This window comes from Streptomyces sp. x-19, assembly GCF_046549115.1.
Taxonomy (GTDB): domain Bacteria; phylum Actinomycetota; class Actinomycetes; order Streptomycetales; family Streptomycetaceae; genus Streptomyces; species Streptomyces albulus_C.
In genome coordinates, this window is the sequence record NZ_JAJPWK010000005.1 from 508,535 (window position 1) to 525,854 (window position 17,320).

Here is a 17,320-nt window from a genome sequence, read left to right on the forward strand (position 1 = left end):
TTCCTCCCCCCGGGCAGGCACCTTCGGCCTGCGGTCCGTGCGCCGGCCGTACGACGTCGCAGCCCCCCGCGCATCAGTAGGCCCCCTGCCCTTGCAGCACCGCACGCAGGGTCTTCCACAAGATCACCGTGTCGAGGGCGAGCGACCAGTCCTCCACGTACCGCAGGTCCAGTCGGACGGCCTCCTCCCACGGCAGGTCGCTGCGTCCACTGATCTGCCACAGGCCGGTGAGCCCGGGCTTGACCAGCAGCCGCCGCCGGATGTCCGGGCCGTACGCGGCGCACTCCTCCGGTAACGGAGGTCGTGGACCGACGAGCGACATCGATCCGGTGAGCACGTTGAACAGCTGGGGGAGTTCGTCGATCGAGTAGCGGCGCAGCACCGTTCCCACCCGGGTCACCCGTGGATCCCGGCGGAGCTTGAACAGCAGACCGGCGCCCTCGTTGCGGTCGGCCAGCGCGGCACGCGCCCCGTCGGCCCCGGCGACCATGGTGCGGAACTTGACGATGGTGAACTCTCGGCCGTCCTTGCCGACCCTGCGCTGGCGGTAGAACGCCCCGCCCCGACTGTCCACCAGCACGAGCAGGGCGACGAGCACCATCAGCGGCGCGAAGAGGATCAACAGGATCGCCGCGCCCATCCGATCGACGACCTCTTTGACCGCCCGGTGCCCGCCGGTGAAGGTCGGCATGCTCACCCGCAGCAGCGGGATGCCGAGCACCGCGTCGACGTGCAGCCGCGGGCCGGCCACCTCCATCAGCACGGGGGCCACGACCATCTCGGCGTCGCTGCCTTCGAGGTTCCAGGCCAGCCGCTGCAGCCGGTCCGGTGACCAGTGCGGGTCCGGCGTGACGGCGACGACGCGGTACCCGTCGCGGTGGACGTGGCCCGCGACGTCCGTCAGCCGGCCGACGACCGGCACTCCGTCCAGTTGGTCGCCGACGGCCCCGCGACCGTCCGTCGTGCACACCGCATCCACCCGCCAGCCGAGGTGCGGGAACCTGCGGGTCCGGGCGATCAGGTCGCGCACGGTGGCCAGGCTGCCGGCGGCGAGCACCGGTCGCAGGCACCGTCCTTCCTTCCGCTGTCTGTGCAACCACAGACGCAGCAGGTACCGGGCGGTCATGGTGATCAGTGCGATCGTGGGGATCGCGACGAATATCCAGAGCTTGATGTTGCGCGAGGCGAGCGCTATCCCGCCGAGCGCCAGGACGACGGTCGCCGTGAACAGCGAGCGTCCGAGCCGGCGGAACTCCTCGGCGCCCTGGCCGAGTACGGCCGGAGCCCACGACCGGCTCACCGCGAGCGACCCCAGCACCAGCAACTCGGTGCCGAATGCGAGGATCCCCCATTTCTCGTGCCAGTTGGCCGCGTCCCTGGCCCCGAAGAAGTTGCCGATCGCCGCCACCACGAAGGCGGTGGCCACGGTGTCGCTGGTGATCACGGTACGGCGGTACCGCTGCTCCCAGTCGGTCGCGGGCCGGTCGGTCGCCCCGTTCTCCGGACCGCCGCGCGCCAAGAGCAACGGGCTGCCCAGTTCCCCCTGCTGCACAGATCCCCCCAGGTCTCCAGTGGGCTCGACGTATTCGCTCCACAGCTTTCTCCCCTCGGGCGGCCCGCCCCCCGCCGTGCCGTTCCTCCCCCAGGAGGCCCCGTCCTCCCGCGTGACATCCCCGCCGGTGCGGTGCCGCATGAACGCCCCGTCCAGGCAGCGGGGGACGCGCATGCCGTGCCGGCCCCCCAGGTGCGCGGAAACCGTCGAAGCCTCAGGCTCCCCTCACCCGAGACCCTCTCTCGGGCTCAAAGGATTGATCCCCCCAGGTCTGGCGCCGAGGGCACGACTGCCGGTCGTTCGTGGCACCGGACCTAAAGATCATGATTTGTCGCCTGGTGTCATGTGAAGCAGCGTCAATGTAGACCATCGGAGCCCACCTGGAGAGGGGAATGTGTGCAACTTGTGGCCAAACTTTGGAGGTGATTCCACGGAAAGGTCACCACCTGCGGTGCCCGGCCACGAAGCCGCAGCTTGCGACCTGTGGCGACGGCGGTTGCCGGGGCCACCGGCACCGCCACCCCGGGGCGAAGCGGCACTGCCAACTGGGCAGCACCCGGCCGTGCTTGGCCGTGCGCCATCGGGCCATGCATGGGCAGCGGGCCCGGCCGCAGGGGGCTCAGGTGCTGGTCCGGCACCACGGAAGGCCCGTCAGGGGAGGGCGACTTGACGAGTAATCAGTTGCGCGCTCGGGATGCTCGGTACAAGCCTGTGGATGGCGAGAAAAGCACGGGCGACAGTGACGCGAGTGACGTGGTGGTGCCGGCCGTGTCAGCTGCGGCTCTTGCTTCGAGGGCCCCGCGCCCCGCGTGCGCGGCGACACCCCAGGAGCCGCGGCGTGGATCAAGTCCCCTGACCCGCCCGCCAGTTCGAAGACCGATCCCACCCACGCCGTGCTGCGGTCGAGCGACACCGGAGTCCTCGGTGCCGCCCGCGACACCCCTGCGCCCCGCGTCGGAGACCGGCGGGGTCCTGGCGTGCGGCCCGGTCGTCCTTCATCGACCGTGACGTCGCCTTCGCATATTCTTCCGGTCGCCAATCTCCGGGCGCTCGGTGACTATTGCCGATCCCGATGGATAACAGGATTCTGCTGGTGACGCCGAGACGTCAGCCCATAGAATGTCGCGCGCTGCTCGCGATGGCGGCCGGTGAGGTGGGCGGTGGGGGCGGAGTGCCGTGGTTGAGCTGCAAGAACACGCAATGCAGGGTGGTTCTCCCCGAGGTTTTGAACGGGCGTTCGCTTTTCCTCGCCCGCGCCACTTAAGCACCATCTGTCACAGCCTCAATCCACAAAGCCTTCCCCTCACCAGCAGTGGGCGCTTTCCCGTTTCCCGGTGCCCGTGTCCGGGTGCCGAGAAGTGGACGCGCAGCGAGAAGTAGGTACTTCGTCTTCCTGTCGAGAGAGAAGTGTGGAGCGTGATGCCATGAACCAAGTGGGCAGAGATTCGGGCCGGCCGGCCCGAAGGCTCGCGGCGCCCCTGGCGCGCACCGGGTTAGCTGTTCTTCTGCTGGCGGGCGGCGCCATGGGGGCGACGGCTGGACCGGCCGCCGCCTCAACCACCGACGGCACACTGACGGTTCAGGTGCTGCGCGACTTCTTCGGCACCGGCGTGATCAACACGACGATGGACGTGCCGCAGCGGGGCATGAAGGTGCAGGTGTCCGACCGCGCCGGGCACGTCGTCACCGGCCTCACGGACACCACCGGAAAGGTCGTGGTGTCGCGGTCGACGACGCTGACCGGCGGCCGATACCGCGTCGACGTCAGCATTCCGGCACCGTACGACAACCACCTGCAGGCGGCGCCTGCGTCGACGGCGGAGAACCACTTCAACAGCTTCACGTCGTTCGTGGACGTGTCGGGCGGCAAGAACGCCTCGGTGGTGACCGGCGTCTGGAATCCGGCCGACTACACCCTGCCGGACTCGCGGTATTTCGTACCCGTCCAGAACGGCGCCAACGGAACCGACAACCGGGCCTTGGTGGCGTTCGGGACGAAGGTCCGTGGCACGTGTCCCGGCGATGTGTCGTGCCCCACCACGCTGGCCACGCAGGCCCAGGTGGGCACGACGTTCGGGCTGGCGTACGACAAGTACCAGAACCGGCTGTTCCAGGGCGCGTTCGCCCGCCGGTACGCCCCGTACGGGCCGAAGGGCGGCGGCGCGATCTACACGGTGCCGACCAACGGCTCCGGTGCACCGGAGCTGTTCGCACAGGTGCCGGGCGCCACGTCCACGCAGCACGACACCGCAAACATGATCAAGGACCCCGGCTTCACCGACGCACCGGGCAAGGAGAGCATCGGCGGCCTGGCCCTGTCGGAGGACGGCTCCACGCTGTACGCGGTGAACCTGCGGACCCGCAGCCTGGTGAGCTTCGACGCCACCGGGGCGACCGCCGCGGGGCCCAAGGCCACGGTGCGGATCCCGGACCCGGGGTGCGCGAGCGCCGGCGACTGGCGACCGTTCGGTCTCGCCGTCCACGACAACACGCTCTACGTCGGCGGCGTGTGCGACGCGGAGAGCACCCAGCAGCGCGCGGACCTCAAGGCCGTCGTCTACGCCTACGACGGCAAGCGGTTCAACACGGTGCTGACCCACGTGCTCACCGACCAGCGCGGCACCGTCTTCACCGGTGCGGGCAACGTCGCCCAGGCCACCCACTGGAATCCGTGGAACACCAGCCTGGAGACGTGGGACCAACGGAAGCTGGGCGGCGCCTTCATCGATCCGCAGCCGGAGCTCGCCTCCCTCGCCTTCGCCCGCGACGGTTCGATGATCCTGGGCTTCCGCGATCGGTTCATGGACGTGCTCAGCGCGAAGGGACTGGACCCCCGCCCGGACAACAACACGCCGGAACTCGGCATGTCCGGTGGGGACATCACCATGGCCTGCGCCGATCCCGGCGGCGGATACGCGTGGGAAGGCACGGGGAAGTGCCCCAACCACGCCACCCCCGCCAACGACGGCGGTGAGGACGGCGGAGTCGTCGAATACTTCCCGGGCGACTTCTTCGGCGGCGGGCACCAGGAGACCGCGCTGGGTTCGGTGGCCTACATCCCGCAGCAACAATGGGTCGTCAGTACGGAGTTCGACCCGACCGTCAACATCGAAACCGCCGGTACCGGTTACTACGACATCGCGACCGGTCAGGGCCCGGGCAACAGTCCGGCCGCCAACGCGTACCAGTTCATCGGTCAGGAACAGAACGGGTTCGGCAAGGCCGGCGGGCTCGGTGACATCGCCTACACGGCGGCGAACGCACCGATCCAGATCGGCAACCTCGTGTGGTTCGACGGCGACCACAACGGGATCCAGGACCCGGGGGAACCCCTGCTGCCGGGGGCGACGATCAACCTGCTGGACGCGCACGGCAAACAGGTCGCCACGACCAGGACCGATGCCGCCGGTGAATACTATTTCGGTGGTGTCGGCGCCGCGTACCAGCTCACACCGGGCGCGAAGTACACGGTGCAGTTCGACGTGTGCACCGCGGACACCAGCAAGGTGCCCGGCCAACCCCCCACGAGCGAGCTGCGCTTCACGCTCCCGCGAGCCGGTGCCAACCGTGCGCACGACTCGAACGTGACCCCGCCGACCACCGGGAAGCCGTGCAACGGCTTCGCTCCCGTCACGGCGCCGGCCAAGCCGGGCGGGGTCGACCACACGATCGACGCCGGGGTGTACGTCCCGAAGGCAACGCCGACGCCGACCCCGACGCCCACTCCGTCCGCGCCTCCGGCCTCCACGCCGCCGTCGCCCGCGCCGCCCGCCAACCCGGCACCGGGCGGCGGGAGTTCGGGATCGATGGCGAATACCGGTATGTCCCGGCTGCCGGAGATGCTCGCCGCCGTCGGCCTGCTGGTGGGTGGGGGCCTGGCCCTCGCCTTCGTGAGCCGCAAGCGCCGGGCCCGGCAACACTGAACGAACGGAACAACGGTGAGCTGCCCGCCCGCGTCCCGGCGGGCGCGGTCGGGCGGCTCACGTCTTGGCCGGCCCACGAGGGCCGGCCTCGGCGTCGTCTGACACCGCCTGCCGAGTGCCGCCGTGACCGCACGGCGGCCGAGCAGTGCGGTGACGGAGAGGGTGAAGCAGCAGAGTGTCAGCGTCGAGCCGGGTGCGAAGCGTCCGAACCCAGAAAGCCCCACCGGGCCGTGCGGCCGGCCGGCGCCGTTGGCTACGGCCACGCTGGGCAGCAGCCGGCATCGGCATCGGCACGGCGCTGGCCGCGGTGGCCGCGTTCGCCATCGTCGACGGCAGCTCGGGTGACAGCGGTCAGCGCGCACTGACGTCGGACGAGGCGAACAGGCTGGCGATCACGCGGTTCCGCAACTACCAGGCGCACGGCCGCACGGTGACGATCACCGTGCCGGGCGCCGCCGGCGGGCTCGTCGTCACCGGATCCCTCGACTTCCAAGGCAAGCTCGGTTACGGCGTGGTGCACGGCGCCGGACGCGACACGTCCAGCGACGGGCTGATCCAGTGGACGGCCGCCTCGGTCTTCGTCCACCCGATGGCGCATGCCCCGGCGCAGGCACCCGCCGCGCCGCCCCGCTCGGGCTGGTACAACCGTCCCTTGCAGTCATCCGGCAGCGCACTGGACAGTTCGTTGACCATCGCGCTCAACCTCGCCAGCGACCGACCGGACAACGCCCAGCTGCTGCCGCAGAACGGCGCCGCCTGGTGGGGACGGGACGAGGTGGACGGGCACCGGGTGGACGTCATGACCGGGCCGTACTCCCGTGGCCGCGCCGGAACGGCGGGCACCGTGCGCTACTGGGTCGGCGAGGACGGCACCATGTACCGGGTCCGGATCAGCGTGGGTTCCGAGACACAACCGGTGGTCATCGACTTCGGCCCCCAGAAGTACGTTCCGGTCGAGCCCGCACCGGGAGTCACCCCGAGGTCGTAGCCGCCGTTCAGGACGTCCGCACTCGTGCGTGCGCGGCGAGCAGGGACGCCGGCGGCAGCGGGACGTCCGCCGTTGCCGGTAGGGACGGAACGGCCGGGACGGTGGTGGCGCCCGCAGTGGTGGCGTGGGGGAACTGCGGCTGGGGACCGGGCGCGGCGACCTCGGTGAACGGGATGCCGGCGGGCGCCGTCGGCCTCGGCCAACTACCGCTCGGCGAGGTCGACTTGAGCGGGAGCGGGCAGGGCGCGGTCGTCGCGAGCACGGCGGGCACCGTGCTGCGCAGGTCGTTGCCGCGCAGGCAGTTGCCCCGCCCCCGCGTGGCGGTGGGGAACGTCCAGCCGACGTCCACGCCATTGCCGGTGAACGCGTTCGCCACGACCTGGTTGCCGACCGGAGGAATGTCGGCGGTCGCCGTGATCACCAGGCCGGCATGGCCGTTGTCGGCGATGCGGTTGCGGACGAACTGGTTGTCGCTGCCGCCGTCGACGCCGATGCCGATGCCCCACGCGCCGTCCGCCTGCGCCGGGGTGGCCTTCTGCTGGTTGGCGGCGATCAGGTTGCCGGCGAGGACGGCGCCCTGTTGCGGCAGCAGTTTCTCCTGGTGGTCGGAGTTGGTGGTGAGCCCGACCCGGTTGCCGACCAGGCGGTTGCCGATCACGTACATGTCTCCGCTGGCGTTGGTGCCCTCGTATCCGACCGCGTTGAGTTCGGCGACGTTGTCCCGCACCACGATGCGACAGGGCTTGCACTGTCCGACGTAGATCCCCGAGTCGGCCCCGCCCGACGCGTACGAGTGCTCGATGACGCCGTTCTGCGCGGAGAACGCGTAGATGCCGTACAGGCCGTTGCGGGTCGCCGTCACGTAGGAGACCAGGAACGACTTCAGGAAGGTGACGGGCTCATCGCCGGTGTCGTAGCCACCACTTGCCCCCGGCAGACCGGCGGCCGCCTTCGCCGAGCCGGTGACGAGGACCCCGTTCTGCGTGTTGTTCTGCACGGTGAGGTTCTGCACGGCCACCCCCGGCGCCGTGACGACGATGCCGTTGGGCTGCCGCAACCGCCCGTCGATGACGACCTTGTCCCGGGACTCCCCACGGAGAGTGACACCAGGCGTGGCGACCTGCACCGACTCGTGGTAGACGCCCGGAGCGACCAGCACCAGGTCACCGGAGCGAGCGAGGGACACCGCATCGGAGATCGTCGGGGCATCGCCGGGGACGCGGATCGTCACCTGGGCACCGCTCGGTCGCCTGCCCTTGCCCGACCCTCCCTCGCCGCCGCAGCCGACCACAAGCGTCAGCGTGCCCAGTACCGTCGCCACCGCACGAAGAGCCCATCGAGACATGATCCCAGTTTGGCACGATGCCCAATCCCTCGCCAGAAAAGCGAAGTTGAGCCGCATCCGCGATTCCGGTGTGGCACTCTGCACCCCATGCACCAAGCCGATCGCCAGCCGTCGCGCCGCACGTTCCTCCACACCACCGGCACCGTGGTGGCCGCCGGACTGGCCGCAGGGTGCACGGCGGACTCAGCCCGGCCGGACCGGCAGCCCCCCACCGCCGCGGCCGCGCCCCCGCCGGTTCCGCTGACGGGCCGCCATCAGGCAGGCATCACGCTCCCTCAGCCGGCGCAGCCCAACCTGCTCGCCGTGGTGGCCGACGTCGGCGGCGCCGTGGCCGTCGGGCCGTTGCTGGCCGAACTGGGCCAGGCCATCCGCACGCTCGTGGCGGGGACCGACCGGCGACTGCTGGGCCTGCCGCCGGGCGACCTCACCGTGACCGTCGGCGTGGGCCCCCGGCTGGTGCGCGCGGCCGGTGCCTCGCTGCCCGGCGCGGCCGACCTCCCGGGATTCTCCCGCGAGCGGATCGACCCCCAGGCCCGCGGCGGTGACTTGATGTTGCAGATCTGCGCCAGCGACGCGCTGCTCCCGCCGGTCGTCGCCTCCGCGCTCCTGCACCAGGCCGGCGACCGCGTCCACGAACGCTGGCGGCAGTCCGCGCGCCGCGGTGCGAACGTACCCGTCGGCAACGGCCGCACCGCGCCGCGCAATCCGCTCGGTTTCATCGACGGGATCGTGGGCCCGCACACGACCACCGAACAGCAACGCGACCTGTGGCTGGCCGGTCCCCCCGCCGTCGCCGGCGGCACCCTGGCCGTACTGCGGCGCATGGAACTCGACCTGCCGCGGTTCGCCGCCCTGTCCACGGCCGAGCAGGAGGCGGTCTTCGGGCGGCGCCGGGCCAGCGGCGTCCCCCTCTCCGGCGGCACCGTCGCCGCGGGCCCGCAACTCGGAGCCAAGACACCGGACGGACGCTATCTCGTCCCCGCGGACGCGCACGTGCGCAGGGCGAACCCCACCGTGGTCGGCGTCGGCCTCATGCTCCGCCGCTCCTACACCACCGACGCGCCCGCCCCCGGCCTGCTCTTCATCAGCTTCCAGAACGACCTGCGGACCTTCACCGCCACCCTCACCCACATGGACACCTCCGACGCGCTGCTGCGGTTCACCACCACCACCGCCAGCGCGACGTTCCTGATCCTCCCCGGCTTCGACGGGCAACACCCGCTCGGTTCCGCTCTGTTCGGCTGACCCGTGCGCGCCTGGCGCACGGTGACTCCGATACCGGGCGCCTTCCGTCGAGCACCGCGGTGGGGCGCTGCCGTGCATCGCGCCGATGCTCACCGGTAGATGAGGCTACTTATTCGGCCCCATCTGGAGAGTGGCGCGAACTTTGCCCCAGCTCACTTATGATGGGGTGTAGAAAGAGTGCTCTCTATGCGCTCGGGTGTGTCGAGGTAATGATTCTCAGACAGGGCAGGCATGGGCCATGACGGGTGACGGCAAGAGTGACGCGGCACCTGCCGGACGGGGGAGTCAGCGACTCGCCGAGACGGTGGCGGAGCTGATCGAGCGGGACATCGTGAAGGAGGGCTGGCGCACCGGGTCGGTCCTCGGGTCCGAGCGGGAGCTGATCGAACGCTACGGCGTGAGCCGCGCCGTGTTCCGCGAAGCCGTCCGGCTCATCGAGCATCACCAGATGGCGCGGATGCGGCGCGGGCCCGGCGGCGGCCTCGTCGTCACCGAACCGGATCCCGGCATCGTCCGCGACGCCGCGCGGGTCTACCTCCGGCACGCAGCGGTCAACCGGCGCCAGCTGTTCGAGGCGCGGATGGCCCTCGAACTCGCAGGTGTCACCACCGCGATCGAGAAGCTCACGGAGTCGGGCATCGCGCGCCTGACGGAGGCGCTGGAGACCGAGCGGGAGCTGATCGAGCGGGGGGTGACCCTCGGGCACGCGCGGCATCTCCACCGCGTGATCGCCGAATTGGCCGGCAATCCGGCCATCACCCTCTTCGTCGAGGTGCTGGCCCAGCTCGACCAGGACATGGTGCAGGACGAGTGGGAGTCCGACGGCCGGCCCGACGAGGGCAATCGCGAGGCCGCGGTCGAGTCCCACCAGGCACACCAGGCGATGGTCGCGGCGATCGTGGCCGGCGACGCTCCGCTCGCGCAACACCGCATGCGGCGGCATCTGCAAGCCGTGGCGGAGCTCTTGAAGAACGAGTCGTAGGCGCAGTCCTCCGAGCTGCGTGCCCGCACGGCGGACCCGCCGCCCCCGCGCAGGGGCGGCGGGTCCGCCGTATGCGCACGCAGCGTGAAGAGAGAAGGAAGAGAGAGGGCAGAAGGAAAGGGGGTCAGGTAAAAAGTGCACTCTTTGTTCGGAGGGGAAGGGTGTAGGTGCCTGGCCTGCCGGTGATCTGACGCTCCACGTGCCGAGTTGCGCTCCATTCACTTCGGGCTGGACCTCGTGATCGAGTAATGAGTACACTGAACTCGTGCTGAACTGAACTCAGGCTGAGCGGAACGGGATGCGCGGAGCGCAGTGACGTCGGGGTCGCTGGCGCAGCCGCCACCTCTCCGGCAACTCGCGAAAGGGACGTCCTCATGAACTCGCAGACCGGGCCGCACCACCGCGCAGACGACGTGCTCCGCACCCTGGGCATCCCCACCAAGGGCGCGGTGTACGACCTGTCCTCGGGTTGGTGGCGCCACATGCCGACGTTCGACGGCTATCCGCGTTTCGAGGTCCTCACCTACAACTCGCCGCAGGGCCAGCGCGCCGCACGGCGATTCCCGTTCGACGACCCCGAGGGGAACGAGGTCCAACTCGGCTACGTCTCCGAGCTCATGTCGGGAAGCCTGCACACCGGGACCCACATCGACGCACTGTGCCACGTGACGTGCGGGGCGAACGACGAATGGCACGGCGGCGTATCGGCGAACGAGGCACTGGGCGACTACGGTGCCGAAAGCGGGGACGCCTCGGAGTTGGCTCCCCTCTTCGGACGGGGCGTTCTGCTGGACGTCGCCGGCGCGCTCGGCCTGGAGGTCCTGCCGCCCCACTTCGCGATCGGTGAACGGCACCTGCGGCAGGCCGCGGAAGCCGCCGAGGTGAGGGTCGAGCAGGGGGACGTCGTGCTGGTGCGGACGGGCCAGATGAAGTTCTGGCCCGATGTCGATCTGATCCGCGAGCGCAGCGGCGGCAGCGGCGTGGCACTGGACGGGGCGCAGTGGCTGGTGTCGCAGGGCGCCCGCTACGTGGGCGCGGACACCATGTCCTTCGAGGCCAGGCCGTCGACGGTGCCCGGCAACCAACTCCCGGTGCACCTGTACCTGCTCCATGAGCAGGGGATCCACATCATGGAGTGGGTCAACTGCGAGGGCCTGGCGGCCGACGGGGTGTCCAGCTTCCTCTTCGTGGGCCTGCCGCTGACCATCCGGGGCGGCACCGGCTCGCCGCTCCGACCGATCGCCGTGGCGTGACCGGACGAGGAGGCGCACCGAGATGCCCGGGATGGTCTTCTCCGAACTGACTCCGGTGGCGTTCGCCGCGCGCGCCGCCAAGGTGTTCGCCGACCGCCTCGCGGTCGTCGACGGCGAGCTGCGGTACTCCTACGCCGAGCTCTGGCAACGCGCGCAGGCGCTGGCCGGCGTGCTGGCCGGGCACGGAGTGCGGCCGGGGGACCGGGTCGCGGTGCTGGCCCCCAACACCCACGTGTTGCTGGAGGCGCACTACGGAGTGCCGCTGGCCGGTGCGGTCCTCGTGGCCCTCAACACCCGGCTGGCGCCCACCGAGATCGCCTACATCCTCGACCACAGTGCTCCCGTCGTGGTGATCGTGGACGCCGCCTGCCGCACCGTGCTGACCGAGGCGCTGGCGCTCAGCGAGGTCCGACCCGCGGTGATCGACTCGGGGCGGCCGCACGACGCGTACGAGTCCCTGTTGGCGGACGCCACCCCGCGGGCGGTGGCGGTCACCGACGAGAGGTCGCTGCTGTCGATCAACTACACCAGTGGGACGACCGGACGGCCGAAGGGAGTGATGTACCACCACCGTGGCGCCTACCTCCAGGCGTTGGCGATGGCCTACCACGCCAGGCTGGACACGTCGGCACGCTTCCTGTGGACGCTGCCGATGTTCCACACGAACGGCTGGTGCTTCCCGTGGGCGGTGACCGCGGCCGGGGCGGTGCACCACTGCCTGCGCAAGGTGCACCCGCCGGACGTCTGGCGGGCCATCCGCGAGAGCGGAGTCACCCACTTCTGTGCCGCACCCACCGTGCTGGCCATGCTGGCCGACGACCCCGCCGCGGCGGCACCGGCCCCCCATCCGGTACGGGCGTTCGTCGGGGGCGCGCCGCCCTGGCCGGCACTGCTCACCAGGATGAGCGCGCTCGGCATCGAGATCCGTCATCTCTACGGACTCACCGAGACGTTCGGCCCGGCCGTCGTCTGCGACGAGCAGCCCGAGTGGCGGGACCTGCCGGCCGCACGGCGCGCACCGCTGATGGCGCGGCAGGGCATCGCGAACGTCATCGCCGAACCGCTGCGGGTGGTGGATCCCCACGGCGCCGACGTGCCGGCCGACGGCAGCACGCTGGGCGAGATCGTGCTGCGCGGCAATGACGTGATGCTCGGCTACTACCGCGACGAGGAGGCGACCGCGGCCGCGGCGACCACCGACGGCTGGTTCCGTTCCGGCGACCTGGGCGTCATGCACCCGGACGGCTACGTCGAGCTCCGCGACAGGGCCAAGGACGTCATCATCTCCGGCGGGGAGAACGTCACCAGCGTCGAGGTGGAGAGCGCGCTCGCGGAGCACCCGGCGGTGTTGGAGGCCGCGGTCGTCGGCACACCGCACCCGAAATGGGGTGAGGTGCCGATCGCTTACGTCACGCTCCGGGCCGACGTATCGGTCACCGAAGCGGAGCTGGTCACCTTCGTGCGGGCCAGGATCGCGGGGTTCAAGGCACCCCGTCGAGTGGTCTTCTGCGAACTGCCCAAGACGTCGACGGGAAAGATCCAGAAGAGCCTGTTGCGGCAGCGGTCCCCGCACGTCGCGCTCGATCGGCCCCCTGCCGGAGACGTGCCGGACGTCTCGTAGGGGCGATGCCGCGCCGGACCCGCCGGCGGCGCCGCCGGGCTCGCCCCGGTCGCGACCGGATCCGGCCCGGTCGGCCAGCCCCCTTTCGCCCGGTCCGTGGCGTCGTCCGAGATCTCGGAGCCGGGTCGCGGGCCGGAACAACCATGATCAAGAACAGTGGATCGGGAGAAGACATGACCAAGAGCAGGAGAGGGCTCGCGCTCGCGGCCGCCGCGATGGTGGCCCTGGTAGTCGGCGGCCCGGTGGCCACGACCGCCGCTAGGGCGACCGACAGCCGGGTCCCCGCCTCGGACGCGGGGCAGGATGCGTCGCCGGGCGTCATCCGGGCGACTCAGGTCGCCAAGGTGGCGCCGCTGGATCCGCCGTCGGCGTTCGGGCACGCGACCGTGCTGGAGGGGCCCGCCTTCGGGCCCGACGGCCAGCTGTACTTCGTCGACTTCACCGCTCCGGCCGGAAAGCCCAAGATCCTCCGGTTCGACCCCCGGACGAAGGCCGTCACGCCGCTCTACACCGACGCCACGAGCCGCTTCTCGTCCCTGCAGTTCAGTCCGGCCGACGGGAAGATGTACGTCACCGACTACGACAACGGGAAGATCGATCGGCTCGACCCCGACGGCTCGGGCTTCACGACCGTCTTCTCGGGGCCGGTGGACGGCCGGGCGATGGTGCCGGACGACATCGCCTTCAACAAGGCGGGCGACATGTACATCACCGACTACCAGGGCTCGCTCAAGAACCCGGACGGCCGGGTGGTGCGTCTCGACGCCCGCGGCACCGAACCGATCGTCCTGCAAGACGGACTGTCCAGTCCCAACGGCATCTCGTTCACTCCGGACTTCTCCGGCCTGTGGGTGGGCGAGTACAACCTCGGCCGGGAGAACTTCTTCACGCTGGCGCCCGACGGCAAGAGCTTCACCACGGGCAGCGTGGGAATGTCCGCCAACGTCGGTCGCGGCGGCTTCGACTCCAACTCCGTCGACTCCGCCGGCAACGTGTACCAGGTGGTGCTCGGCTCCGGGAAGATCCTCGTCTGGAACCAGACCGGAGACCTGATCGCCACGATCCGCATACCGCAGCAGCCCAAGCCGGAACCCCTCGTGAGCAACCTGGTGATCAAGCCGGGCACGACCGAGGCGTACGTCACCGTCGGCGGTGACAACGGCGGTTACCTCTACACGTTCCGCGCCCTCGCGCCGGGGCTCCCGCAGCCCGGCGGCAAAGGCGCCTGAGCAATCCTCGCCCCTTCCCGCGCGGCCGGTGACGGTGCACACGTCGCCGACCGCGCCGGGAGGCGATGCACCGCGGGCCGGGTGCGATGCGTTACGCCTCGGCGCCGCTGCCCGCGGTCTCGGCCAGGGCCTCCGCGCGCACCCTCCGCCGGTCGGGCTTGTTGTTCGGGGTGAGCGGGATCGCGTCGAGCAGCCGCAGGTTCTTGGGGATCTTGTAACCGGCCAGGTCCGCCCGGCAGAAGGCCCGCAGCTCCGCCAGGTCGACCGTCGCGTCCTGGACGGTCACGATGCCGGCTTCGACGCGCTCCCCCCAGTGCTCGTCGGGCAGCCCGTACACCACGGCGTCGGCGACCCCCGGGTGTCGGAGGATCACCTCCTCCACCTCCCGCGGGTAGACGTTCTCACCGCCGCTGATGATGACGTCCTTCGTACGGCCGACGATGAACACCCAGCCGTCCTCCGTCCGTGAGGCACGGTCGCCGATGTGCACGCCGTCGGCCCGGAACGTCTCCTCGGTCTCCTTGGGCAACCCGTAGTACCCACGGGCCTGCCACGGGCAGGCGACCACGAGGTCGCCGACGACGCCCGCGGGCACGTCGCGGCCTTCCTCGTCGAGGATGCGGACGATCGCGCCGGGCAGCGGCCGGCCCACACCGGTGAACCGGTCGGCCAGGAGGTCTTCGTGGTCGAATCCCATCACCGAGCCGAATTCGGTGGCGCCGAACCCCGCCCGGATCCGCGCGTTGGGGAAGTCGCGCAGCAGGCCGCGCACGAAGCCGTCGGTGGACGGCGCGGACCCGAAGCGGATCGCCTTGACGTTCTCGCGGCGGGTCGTGGCGAAGGCGGGATGGCGGCGGAGCGCGGTGAACATCGTCGGCGCACCCATCAGGCGGCTGGCACCGCGGTCGATGGCGGCGAGCGCGGAGCCGGCGTCGAACCGCCGCTGGATCCAGACCTCCCCGCCCGCGAACAGGGGCGCCAACAGGTTCGTTCCCAGCGTGATGTGGAAGAACGGGGAGAAGAACAGCTCGACGTCGGTGATCGTGCGCGGATTCCCGTGGGCGCAGGTGTTCAGCCAGAGCCACAGGCTGAGATGGGTGTGGCACACGCCCTTCGGCATTCCGGTCGTGCCGCCGGTGGCGAAGACGAGGGCCGGGGCGTCCTCCGCCGGGGGCGCGAGCGGCCCGCCACGGCTCCCCAGCGGGGTCGTCCGGTCCGCGATGGGCAAGCGGTCGGCGGCGGCCGGCAGTTCGATGACCCGACAGCCCGTCTCCTGTGCGAGGGAGGCGTGGGCGGGGTCCGCGATCACGGCGCTCGGGCGGAGCGTGGCGAGGTAGGCGCGTGCTTCCGGCCCGGTCAGGCGGTCATTGAGCGGTGCGGCCACCAGGCCGGCGGCCAGGGCGCCGAGGATGACCACGGTGTGCGGTATCGACGGCTCCATGGCCGTCACGACGCGGTCTCCGGTGTGCAGGCCCGCGCGCCGCAGTCCGACGGCGACGGCATCCATCGCGTCGACCAGCTCGGCGAAGGTCAGTTCTCCGGAGTCGTCACGCAGCGCTCGACGATGCGCCCCGTGCGGAGCGGTGCCGATCGAGCGCAGCCAGTTCGGCAGTGTCAGTACGTCAGCCACGAAGGTGCTCCCTTGGTCGTCAACGGGCGCAGTCAGCGCGAGGAGTTCCCTTCAAGCCATCGGCCAAAACGGCAATTGAGTGGCATCTTCTTGTCCTCAAGTGGCCAGTTGGCGCTGGGCTCCGGCTCTGGCGTGTGTCGGGATCGCCTCCGGGCTCGGGCCGGTTCCGCCGACTTCTCCTCGTAACGCCTGCTTACTGCTGCGACGTTACCGACTGTCGAGGCGGGAGGGTAGATGCTGCGGCGCCCTCCGTTTGAGGTGAGGGGTCTTGCCGCCAACCTAATAAAGTGTACTCTTTTTTGAGGGCGCCTTGCTCCTCCGATGGGGGCGACCGACGTGGCACCACGGGATGCGCTCGCTCCCGAAGGTGTGGCGCGGGAGGCGCACGACCCCCACGGGGAGGGACTGATGGAGTTCGCTCTGAGCGAGGCGGACGCGGCGTTTCGCAGCGACCTCGTCGGCTTTCTTGACCGCGAACTGGCCGAGGGGTGGAACCGCTCCGAGCACGGTCTCGGCAGCGCGGTGTACACCGACTTCTCAAGGGACTTCGTGCGCACCCTGGCAGCCAGGGGGTGGCTCACCCCGCACTGGCCGAAGGAGTACGGCGGCGGCGGACAAGGGGCCTGGCAGCACTTCGTGCTCGGCGAGGAGATGTGGAAACGGGGAGAGCCCCGCGGCCCGCAGTACATGAACGTGAACTGGGTCGGCCCCTCCCTCATCAAGTACGGCACCGAAGAACAGAAGGAGGCGCTGCTGCCGCCCATCGCCCGAGGAGAGGTCTTCTGGTGCCAGGGCTTCTCCGAACCGGAGGCCGGCACCGACCTCGCGGCCCTGCGAACCCGCGCGGTGCGCGAGGGCGAGGGCTACGTCCTCAACGGCCAGAAGATCTGGACGTCGTACGCGAACGAGGCCGACTACTGCTTCCTCCTCGCACGCACCGGCTCCGTGTCGGACGGGCGGAACGGCATCTCCGTCTTCCTGCTGCCGCTGAGCACGCCGGGCGTCGAAGTCCGGCGGATCGACGGGTTCGTCGGCGCGCACTCCTTCAACGAGCTGTTCCTCACGGACGTCAGGGTTCCCGGGAGCTGCCTGCTCGGCGAGGAGAACAAGGGCTGGGACATCGTCCGCCGGACGCTCGCCTACGAGCGGGTCGGCGCCCCGCGGTACGCCCGCGCCGCCCGGGTCCTCGACGGGCTGGCCGACTGGTGCCGAGCGGCCGGCCTGCTCACGGACCCCGGCGTACAGGAGCAGTTCGGCCACGCGAGGGCCCGCTGCGAAGCCGCCCGTGTCCTGGTCCACCGCGTCATCGACGAGCGGGCCAAGGCGAAGGAACCCTCGCCGATGGCCTATCAGGCCCGCGCGGCGATGGTGCAGGCCGAGCGAGCGGTCGGCGACCTCGCGCTCGACGTCATGGGAAGCGAAGCCCTGGTCGAACAGTCGCCCGGCGACGCGCAGTTCCGCAACTCGCTCGGCGCCGGCATCGCCGCCGGGAGCTACGAAGTCCAGCTCAACCTGATCAGCCGCCTGATCCTGAAGCTGCCGAAGGAATAGA

General features: G+C 70.5%; 11 protein-coding genes. 8 read left to right on the forward strand and 3 right to left on the reverse strand.

Features of this window, described 5'->3' with window-relative positions:
• Positions 1-73 precede the first annotated feature (73 nt).
• Complete coding sequence (locus ACLJT4_RS16900; protein ID WP_411123144.1) at positions 74-1,552, reverse strand: sugar transferase; 1,479 nt, start codon at positions 1,550-1,552, stop codon at positions 74-76.
• 1,523 nt (positions 1,553-3,075) lie between these two features.
• Between ACLJT4_RS16900 and ACLJT4_RS16905 the strand changes: the two genes are divergently transcribed.
• Together ACLJT4_RS16905 and ACLJT4_RS16910 are read left to right on the forward strand one after the other, a co-directional pair.
• Complete coding sequence (locus ACLJT4_RS16905; protein ID WP_411123145.1) at positions 3,076-5,475, forward strand: SdrD B-like domain-containing protein; 2,400 nt, start codon at positions 3,076-3,078, stop codon at positions 5,473-5,475.
• A 307-nt stretch (positions 5,476-5,782) separates the two neighbouring features.
• Positions 5,783-6,463, forward strand: a complete 681-nt coding sequence (locus ACLJT4_RS16910; RefSeq protein ID WP_411123188.1) for a hypothetical protein — start codon at positions 5,783-5,785, stop codon at positions 6,461-6,463.
• 7 nt (positions 6,464-6,470) lie between these two features.
• Here the strand turns inward: ACLJT4_RS16910 and ACLJT4_RS16915 are convergent, their stop codons facing one another.
• The gene (locus ACLJT4_RS16915; protein ID WP_411123146.1) at positions 6,471-7,808 is read right to left on the reverse strand and encodes a right-handed parallel beta-helix repeat-containing protein; all 1,338 of its coding nucleotides are present in this window, start codon (positions 7,806-7,808) and stop codon (positions 6,471-6,473) included.
• Between the two features lie 87 nt (positions 7,809-7,895).
• Here ACLJT4_RS16915 and ACLJT4_RS16920 point away from each other — a divergent pair, with 87 nt between their 5' ends.
• The 5 genes from ACLJT4_RS16920 (at position 7,896) to ACLJT4_RS16940 (ending at position 14,138) form a co-directional block, all read left to right on the forward strand.
• On the forward strand, positions 7,896-9,053 hold the full coding sequence (locus ACLJT4_RS16920) for a Dyp-type peroxidase (RefSeq protein WP_411123147.1): 1,158 nt from the start codon (positions 7,896-7,898) through the stop codon (positions 9,051-9,053).
• 238 nt (positions 9,054-9,291) lie between these two features.
• Positions 9,292-10,035, forward strand: coding sequence for a FadR/GntR family transcriptional regulator (locus ACLJT4_RS16925; RefSeq protein WP_233659964.1), 744 nt, complete (start codon positions 9,292-9,294; stop codon positions 10,033-10,035).
• A 374-nt stretch (positions 10,036-10,409) separates the two neighbouring features.
• Positions 10,410-11,288 (forward strand): cyclase family protein, encoded by an 879-nt coding sequence (locus ACLJT4_RS16930; RefSeq protein WP_411123148.1) that lies wholly within the window; start codon positions 10,410-10,412, stop codon positions 11,286-11,288.
• A 22-nt stretch (positions 11,289-11,310) separates the two neighbouring features.
• A complete protein-coding gene (locus ACLJT4_RS16935; RefSeq protein ID WP_411123149.1) occupies positions 11,311-12,909 on the forward strand; it encodes an AMP-binding protein in 1,599 nt (532 codons plus the stop codon).
• 173 nt (positions 12,910-13,082) lie between these two features.
• Entirely contained in the window at positions 13,083-14,138 is a 1,056-nt protein-coding gene (locus ACLJT4_RS16940; RefSeq protein ID WP_411123150.1) for an SMP-30/gluconolactonase/LRE family protein, read from the forward strand.
• A gap of 91 nt (positions 14,139-14,229) precedes the next feature.
• Here the strand turns inward: ACLJT4_RS16940 and ACLJT4_RS16945 are convergent, their stop codons facing one another.
• The gene (locus ACLJT4_RS16945; RefSeq protein WP_411123151.1) at positions 14,230-15,768 is read right to left on the reverse strand and encodes a class I adenylate-forming enzyme family protein; all 1,539 of its coding nucleotides are present in this window, start codon (positions 15,766-15,768) and stop codon (positions 14,230-14,232) included.
• Positions 15,769-16,176: 408 nt separating this feature from the next.
• On the opposite strand from ACLJT4_RS16945, the gene ACLJT4_RS16950 reads away from it, so the two are divergent.
• On the forward strand, positions 16,177-17,319 hold the full coding sequence (locus ACLJT4_RS16950) for an acyl-CoA dehydrogenase family protein (protein ID WP_411123152.1): 1,143 nt from the start codon (positions 16,177-16,179) through the stop codon (positions 17,317-17,319).
• Position 17,320: the final 1 nt, after the last annotated feature.